This window comes from Roseiarcus sp. (assembly GCF_052145395.1).
Taxonomy (GTDB): domain Bacteria; phylum Pseudomonadota; class Alphaproteobacteria; order Rhizobiales; family Beijerinckiaceae; genus Roseiarcus.
The window spans coordinates 1-7,503 of sequence record NZ_JBKQOT010000249.1 but is presented as its reverse complement, the minus strand read 5'-3'; the positions used below and the strand labels follow the sequence as shown (position 1 = coordinate 7,503).

Annotated in this window: 5 protein-coding genes and 1 pseudogene; 4 read left to right on the top strand and 2 right to left on the bottom strand. The window is 65.5% G+C overall.

Annotation, left to right across the window (positions count from 1 at the left end):
* The 3 genes from ACLP25_RS08515 to ACLP25_RS08505 form a co-directional block, all read left to right on the top strand.
* Positions 1 to 1,097 (top strand): AMP-binding protein (locus ACLP25_RS08515; RefSeq protein WP_442468776.1); only part of this gene is annotated, 1,097 nt, incomplete at its 5' end.
* A gap of 126 nt (positions 1,098 to 1,223) precedes the next feature.
* Positions 1,224 to 2,906 (top strand): fatty acid--CoA ligase, encoded by a 1,683-nt coding sequence (locus ACLP25_RS08510; protein WP_442468775.1) that lies wholly within the window; start codon positions 1,224 to 1,226, stop codon positions 2,904 to 2,906.
* A gap of 84 nt (positions 2,907 to 2,990) precedes the next feature.
* A complete protein-coding gene (locus tag ACLP25_RS08505; protein WP_442468774.1) occupies positions 2,991 to 4,010 on the top strand; it encodes a hypothetical protein in 1,020 nt (339 codons plus the stop codon).
* 81 nt (positions 4,011 to 4,091) lie between these two features.
* On the opposite strand, the gene ACLP25_RS08500 is transcribed toward ACLP25_RS08505, so the two are convergent.
* Both ACLP25_RS08500 and ACLP25_RS08495 read right to left on the bottom strand, forming a co-directional pair.
* Positions 4,092 to 4,622, bottom strand: a complete 531-nt coding sequence (locus tag ACLP25_RS08500) for a Uma2 family endonuclease (protein ID WP_442468773.1) — start codon at positions 4,620 to 4,622, stop codon at positions 4,092 to 4,094.
* 70 nt (positions 4,623 to 4,692) lie between these two features.
* Complete coding sequence (locus tag ACLP25_RS08495) at positions 4,693 to 6,942, bottom strand: transglycosylase domain-containing protein (protein ID WP_442468772.1); 2,250 nt, start codon at positions 6,940 to 6,942, stop codon at positions 4,693 to 4,695.
* Positions 6,943 to 7,190: 248 nt separating this feature from the next.
* On the opposite strand from ACLP25_RS08495, the pseudogene ACLP25_RS08490 reads away from it, so the two are divergent.
* Positions 7,191 to 7,503: pseudogene (locus ACLP25_RS08490) on the top strand (DNA polymerase III subunit beta); the annotation flags it as partial.

Sequence of the window (7,503 nt, the reverse complement as noted above, 5' to 3'; positions counted from 1 at the left end):
CCGGCCGCCCGCAAGGGGTGTACTTCAGTCACCGTCAGCTGGTGCTGCACACGCTTGGCATCGTGGCGGAATATGGCCCCGCTCCGAGCCAGGGACGGATTCACCGGGACGACGTCTACCTGCCGTTGACGCCGATGTTTCACGTCCACGCATGGGGCGTCCCCTACGTATACACCATGTTCGGCGCCAAACAGGTCTACCCGGGCCGCTACGCGCCCGATGTCCTGTTGGGATTGATCGCGCGCGAAGGTGTGACTTTCACCCATTGCGTGCCGACGATCCTGCAGATGCTGCTCTCCGCACCAGGGCGCAAGGATGTCGACCTTTCAAGGCTGAGGATGGTGGTCGGGGGCTCCGCAATGCCACGAGCGCTGGTCAGAGCCGCGCTCGAGCGAGGCATCGACGTCTTCACCGGCTACGGCCAATCTGAGTCCTGCCCGATGCTGACTGGCGTGCATCTGACCACGAAGCAACTGGAGGATGATGCCGAAGCGCTCGTGGAGCGCCGGACCGCCGCGGGGTTGCCGGGGCCGCTGGTCGATCTGCGCATCGTCAACGCGGACATGTCGGACGTGCCGCACGACGGCAAAACCCGCGGCGAAATCGTCACCCGCGCCCCCTGGCTCACCATGGGCTACCTCAATGATCCTGCGGCTTCGGAGCAGCTTTGGGCCGGCGGCTATCTGCACACCGGGGACGTCGCGACCTGGGACGCAGACGGATATGTCCACATCGTCGATCGCATCAAGGACATCATCAAGAGCGGCGGCGAATGGATCTCGTCGATCCAGGTCGAGGACATCATTTCGGAGAAGAGCGGCGTCGTGAAAGCGGCGGTCGTCGCCGTCAAGGACGCCAAGTGGGGCGAGCGTCCGATGGCGCTCGTGATCGTTGAGCCCGGCTTCGCGGGAGGCTCCGCGCAAGCCGCGGAGGAGGCGATTCGCGCGCACGTGCGGACTTACGTCGACAAGGGCGTCATCTCGAAGTTCGCGATTCCGGATCGGGTGATGCTCGTCAAAGAGTTGCCGCTGACCTCGGTGGGAAAGGTCGACAAGGCGGCGCTCCGCGAACGGCATCTGCTGGACGAAGCGGCATAACCCGGCGCGCGAGGCGCTCGAGCGACCACCCGTCGACGAGGGCGGCCGCCATTTCCGCCACCATGCGTCGCCGGCAGCTCCGGCTGGTGTGACGGCCTGAAAAGCAAAGAAGAATTGGAGGAAGCAATGCCGGACAATCTGATCGAGATCACCCCGTCAGCATACGATTACCCGCTGCTCATCAAGCATTTGCTACATTCGCCCCTGATCCGCTCGCCCGACCAGGTTATCGTCTATCGCGAGCACCGGCACACCTACCGGCAGTTCCGCGACCGGTTAGGGCGCCTGGCTAGCGCGCTGTCCGATCTTGGCGTCAAGGCGGGCGACGTCGTTGCCGTGCTGGACTGGGACAGCCACCGCTACCACGAATGCTACTTCGCGATCCCAATGATGGGCGCTGTGCTGCAGACGGGAAATCTCGCCCTGCCGCCTGAACAGTTACTGTACACATTGAATGACACCGGCGCATCGACCTTGCTTCTCAACGTCGATTTCCTGCCGCTGATCGAGCCGTTGGCGTCCAGGCTGCCGCACGTGAGCCGCTTCATTCTGCTCAACGACCGGCCGGACCTGCCGACGACGACGCTGCCGGTGGCTGGCGAATATGAGGCGCTGATCGAAACGAGTTCGCCGTTCTTCGTCTTCCCTGACTTCGACGAGAGGACGCGTGCGACGACCTTCCACACCACGGGCACCACAGGGCAGCCAAAGGGCGTGTATTTCAGCCATCGCCAGATCCTGCTGCACGTCTTCTCCACATTGACCGAATTGGGCGTTGCGACAGTGCAGGGGCGGGTGCATCGCGACGATGTCTATATGCCGATGACGCCGATGTTCCACGTGCATTCCTGGGGCGTCCCCTACTCGGCGACGCTGGTCGGCCTGAAGCAAGTCTATGCCGGTCGATATTCGCCAGATGTGTTCCTGAGGTTGATCAGGGACGAGGGCGTGACCTTCACGACGTGCGTGCCGACGATCCTGCAGATGCTGCTGAACGCGCCCGGCAGCCAGAACGTGGATCTGTCGAAGTTGAAGATGGTCGTCGGCGGCTCCGCGCTCCCGCGGCCGCTGGCGAAGGCCGCAATGAAGCGCGGCATGGACGTGTACGCCGGGTACGGCCAATCCGAATCCTGCCCCACCCTGACGATCATGCATCTCACCACCGCGCAGACGACAGGAGACTTTGACGCGGAGGTCGAGCTTCGGATCAAACCCGGCTACGCCCCGCCGCTGGTGGAGTTGCGCGTGGTCGACTCCGATATGCAGGACGTGGCGCATGACGGCATGGCGACCGGCGAGATCGTCGCCCGCGCGCCGTGGCTGACGATGGGCTATCTGAACGACCCCAAGGCGTCCGAGCGGCTTTGGGCCGGCGGATACCTGCATACCGGCGATATGGGCTCGATCGACCCTGACGGCACGGTGCACATCACCGACCGTCTCAAGGACATCATCAAGAGCGGCGGCGAATGGATCTCTTCGATCGACCTGGAGGACATCATCCTGCAGAGGGACGGTGTGGCGAAAGCCGCTGTGATCGCCGTTCATGACGACAAATGGGGCGAGCGTCCACTGGCCCTGGTCAACGTGCTGCCGGAGTTCCAGGGATCGATCGGCAGGGACGAAATTCGCGCCCATGTGATCAGCTTCGTCGAGAAGGGCCTGATCTCGAAATTCGCGGTGCCGCAGCGCGTGGAGTTCGTTGACGCGCTGCCGCTGACCAGCGTCGGCAAGATCGACAAAAAGGAACTGCGAGCGGAGTACCGCGACCAACTTCCCGAAGGACATATGCCCGCGGCGGCGGAGTGACGTCATCACTCACCGATGCGACGCTCGCAGTCAACCAAACCATAAGGCCCATAAAATAACTGGGCCAAACAAGGGAGTGGGCAAATGAGCGAGACAAACAAGAAGCTGAGCGTCAGCGGGCTGTTCTGGGAACAGATCGCTTTGAACTTTGTGGTCGTCGCCGTCCTGATCGCTTTGGGAGCGCTCCTGACCTTCAGGGTCATGGGCGAGGAATACACCGAATGGACCATCGTCGGCTTCTTCGCGACGGTGTTCTTCGCTTTCATCGTCTTCCTTCCGGCCGGAACCCTGTACGCGGCCCGGGCGGAATTTGCGAAGGGCGGAGTTGAGGTTCGACAAGACGAGAAGACCGGTGCAATCGCGCCGATCGCCAATCCCCTGCTCAAGACGGCGCCTCTGGCCGTCGCCTTCGCCGCGGCCAGCACGGCCATCGTGTATGCGCTGGTCTATTGGGGCGGATGGACGCCGTCGCCGCTGGTGACGACGCTGGCGTCTTTCCTCTTCGTCGTCCCTTATGCGATCATCGTCCGGCTGAACATCTTCCGCGATATCGAGGGACTGGCGGCGCAGGGCGCGTTCCGGGCCAAGGCGGCGCCGTCGAAGACGCGGCACATCTGGATGACCTACATCATCCCGAACGTCGTGTTCCAGGCGATCATCAACCTGCCGCTCGGCTATCGGGGCTTTTCCCACGCCGCGGCCGCGATCGCTGACCGCGCCGGGCCGGGCGTCGTCCCGGTCGTTGCGCTGGCGCCTGACTTCGCCATCACGTTCATGTTCGTCTGCAGCTTCACCTTCCTTGCGGTGATGGCGCATACGGCGTCGGACATGTTCGAGGGCGAAATGACCTATTCGGGCAGGGCGCGGGGCATCAACGGCTTCCTGCTCATCATCGTCATCCTCCTGATGGGATTGGGGCTCGGGATTCTGTTCGCGTTGATCCCGCCAGTGACCGGGGTCGCGACGGTCTCATTCGGTTTGGCGATGGTCCTGAAGTTCCTCGTGGTCGTCCTGTCCGTCTATGTGGCGGCCCGGTTGGGCGTCGGCTGGATGGGCAAGAAGTTCAATGACGCGGTCGCGCACAAGACAGCGACCGCGCAGTGATCGAGCATCGCGCTCATTTCGAGGTTGCGTCCGGCGCCTTCAGTAGGGGCGTCGACCCTTAGGACTCCGCCGGCGCTCCCCTCACCGCGGCGCGAACAACTCCTCCACGAAGAACGCCAGCCCCGGCGGGTCGAGGCGCAGCGGGCCGTCCGTCAGGAACCGCGTTTCGATCTTCCCGCCTTCGCCGCGCCAGTGGTGGACGGCGGTGCGACGCTCCGGGTCCAGGATGAGGTAATGCGCCACGCTCGGCACGGAGAAATAGCCGGAGAGCTTTGGCCCCTGATCGCGTTCGGCCGTCCCCTCCGATAGAACCTCGACCGCGATCAGCGGCTCGGGGACCTCGACCGTCTCGCTCGGCAGGCGCGGGCTGCAATAGACCACCGCGTCCGGCTCGTACGCAGTGTCTTCCGAGATGCGGACGATCGACCCGTCCTTCGTCACGTGGCAGGCGAGCCCGAGGTTGCGGATCGCGCCTTTCATGGCGGACGCGACTTCGCGCTTCGTTTCCGTATGAGCCGGACGTTCGGGCCTCTTTTCCACGAGCTCGCCGGCAAACAGCTCCCAGCGTCCTTCGCGCCCCTCAATCCAGTGGAGGAATTCGTCTACGGTCATGAGCCTCATCACGGAACGGAAAAGAACAAGCTTAACACCGTTCGTGGGGCTGGAAAACCGCTTCCGCTCCCTACAGCGCCCCGAAAATCTTGTTCAGAAAATCATTGGTCTTGTGTCCCGGCGCGGCGGCGGGAATCGGCGCCGGCGGCACGGGAGCGTCCGGAGGCGCCGGCGCGGGGCGCGCGCGGCCGGTCGGCGCCGCGGCCGGCGTGATGTCGAGCGGCGCCTGGGTCGCGACGGGCTGAGCCCCGCCCCGGCCTCCGGAGGGCGGGATCAGTCCAGGCGGCTGGGACGGACCGCCTCCGCCGAGGGGCGCAAACAGCGGCGCGAGCGGGTTCGGCGGGCCGGGCTGCCAGGTTCCGAGCGGCAGGGCGGCCACAGGCACGCCCTGGTGCGCGGCCTTCATGAACCGGCTCCAGACCTCCACCGGCAGATTGCCGCCCGAGACCTTCTTGGTCGGGCTGTCGTCGTCGTTGCCGAGCCAGACCGCAGCGACGAGATAGCTCGTGTAGCCGACGAACCAGGCGTCGCGGAAATCCTGGCTGGTGCCGGTCTTGCCGGCTGCCTGCCAGCCCGGCAGCTCCGCCTTACGCGCCGTGCCGGTCAGCAGCGTCTCCTGCATCATCGTGTTCATCATCGAGACGTATTGCGGCTCGATCACCCGGCCGAAATTGGCGTTGCGGCGGATGTACAGGAGCTTGCCGTCCGCCGTCCGCACCTTCGTGATCACGTGAGGCTGCACGCCGATGCCGCCATTGGCGAAAGCGGCGTAGGCCGAGGCCATTTCGAGCGGCGCCACCGCCGACGTGCCGAGCGCGATCGTCGCGTTCGGCTCGAGCTCCGAGGTGATGCCGAGCCGGTGGGCGGTCTCGCACACGGTCTTCGGTCCGACTTCGAGGCCAAGCCGCACGGCGACGGTGTTCAGCGACAGAGACAGGCCTTTGGTCAGGGTCACGGGGCCGAAATATTCGCGGCTGTAGTTCTCCGGGCTCCAGCCGTGAACCGAGATCGGCCCGTCCTCGCGCACCGTGTCGGGGGTCAGGCCCTTCTCCAGCGCGGCGAGGTAGACGAACGGCTTGAACGAGGATCCCGGCTGCCGCTTGGCGGCGACAGCGCGGTTGAACTGGCTCTCGGCGTAGCTCTTTCCGCCGATCAGCGCCTTGACCCCGCCCATCGGATCGAGCGCCGCCAGCGCGCCCTGGCCGACGCCGAACTTCGCGCCCTTGGCGGCGAGCTCGTCGGCGAGCGCGTGCTCCGCCTCGGTCTGCATCGCCGCGTTGATCGTGGTCGTCACCACGATGTCCTCGTCGATCGCGCCGACCGTGTCGTCGAGCGCGTCCATGACGTAGTCGGCGGCGTAGTTGATCGAGCCCGCCGTCTTGTCGCGCCAGATCTGGGCGGGATTGGCGAGCGCTATTTTGGCCTGAGCCTCGGTGATGTGACCTTGCTCGGCCATGGCGGTGAGGACCGCGACCGCCCGCTCGGCGGCGCCGGTCGGATTGTGGGTCGGGGCGAGTTTGGACGGCGACTTCATGAGCCCCGCGAGCATCGCCGCCTCCGACAGGCTGTCGAATCGCGCGCTCTTGCCGAAATATTTTTGCGACGCCGCCTCGACCCCGTAGGCGCCGGCGCCGAAATAGACCCGGTTGAGATAGAGTTCCAGAATCTGATCCTTGGAATAGCGGCACTCGAGCCAGAGGGCGAGGATCGCCTCCTGGATTTTTCGCGACAGGGTCCGCTCCTGGGTGAGGAACAGGTTTTTCGCCAGCTGCTGGGTGAGGGTCGAGCCGCCCTCGACGGCGCCACGCCCGGCGATGTCGCGAAAGAAGGCGCGCGCCGTGCCGAGCGGATCGATGCCGGTGTGGGAATAGAAGCGCCGGTCTTCGATCGCGATGAAGGCCTTGGGCAGATAGGGCGGCAGGTCGATCAGGCGCACCGCCGGGCCGCCGGAATCGCCGCGATTGACGAGCAGCGTCCCGTCGTCCGCCAGAATGGCGATGTTGGGCGGCCGCTTTGGCACCGCGAGCTGGTCGATCGGCGGCAGCCGGCTGGCGTAGTAGGCGAACAGGCCGGCGAGCGCGATGACGGCCCAGACGCCCGCAACGGCGCCCCAGTACGCGAGGCGACCGAAGACGGAACGGAGCGGGCGCCGGCGAACCTTTTTCCCGCGCGACTCCGCCTTGGCCGGGGTCTTGCGGCGGAGCGACGGCGGCCGGTCGGCGGGATCGGCGCGCAAGCCGTCGTCGCCGCGGCGCTCGCCCGGCCAGTCGACGCGCGGCTCGATCCGCGCCCGGTTTTTCCCGCCGCCTCGGCCGAACATGGGCATCCCGCTCGCGAGGCGCATCGGCCCGGCCTCGGACCCCATGCCCCTCACGCAGCGTGAGAAGCTAAACGGGGCGGTTTAAGGGCCGGTAAAGGTTTCGGCCGAAATGACGGAATCGTTAACAACTCCGCGAAATCGGCGACCGGTCGGCCAGAGCGGTCTTGCGCTTACTGATGCGCCTTGGCAAAGTCCGCGCCCCCCTTGGGGCGTGTCGTGCGTTTGGAAGAAGTAGCGGAAGTCCTGCGATGAAAGTCACCATCGAGCGTTCGGTCCTGCTCAAGGCTCTGGGACACGTCCATCGCATCGTCGAGCGCCGCAACACGATTCCGATCCTCGCCAATGTGCTGATCGAGGCGGCCGACGGAAAGGTGGCGCTGAAGAGCACCGACCTCGACCTCGAGGCGACCAAGCAGGCGCCGGCGGACGTCGTGCAGGCGGGCGCGACCACCGTGCCGGCGCACGTCATCTACGACATCGTGCGCAAGCTGCCGGAAGGGGCTCAGGTCGGTCTCGAGATGACCGGCGAGACCGGCCAGCTGCTGGTGCGCTCGGGACGCT

Coding starts and splice junctions, on each gene's coding strand:
- ACLP25_RS08510 (WP_442468775.1), top strand. CDS start 1,224: ATGCCGGACAATCTGATCGAGATCACCCCGTCAGCATACGATTACCCG.
- ACLP25_RS08505 (WP_442468774.1), top strand. CDS start 2,991: ATGAGCGAGACAAACAAGAAGCTGAGCGTCAGCGGGCTGTTCTGGGAA.
- ACLP25_RS08500 (WP_442468773.1), bottom strand. CDS start 4,622: ATGACCGTAGACGAATTCCTCCACTGGATTGAGGGGCGCGAAGGACGC.
- ACLP25_RS08495 (WP_442468772.1), bottom strand. CDS start 6,942: ATGTTCGGCCGAGGCGGCGGGAAAAACCGGGCGCGGATCGAGCCGCGC.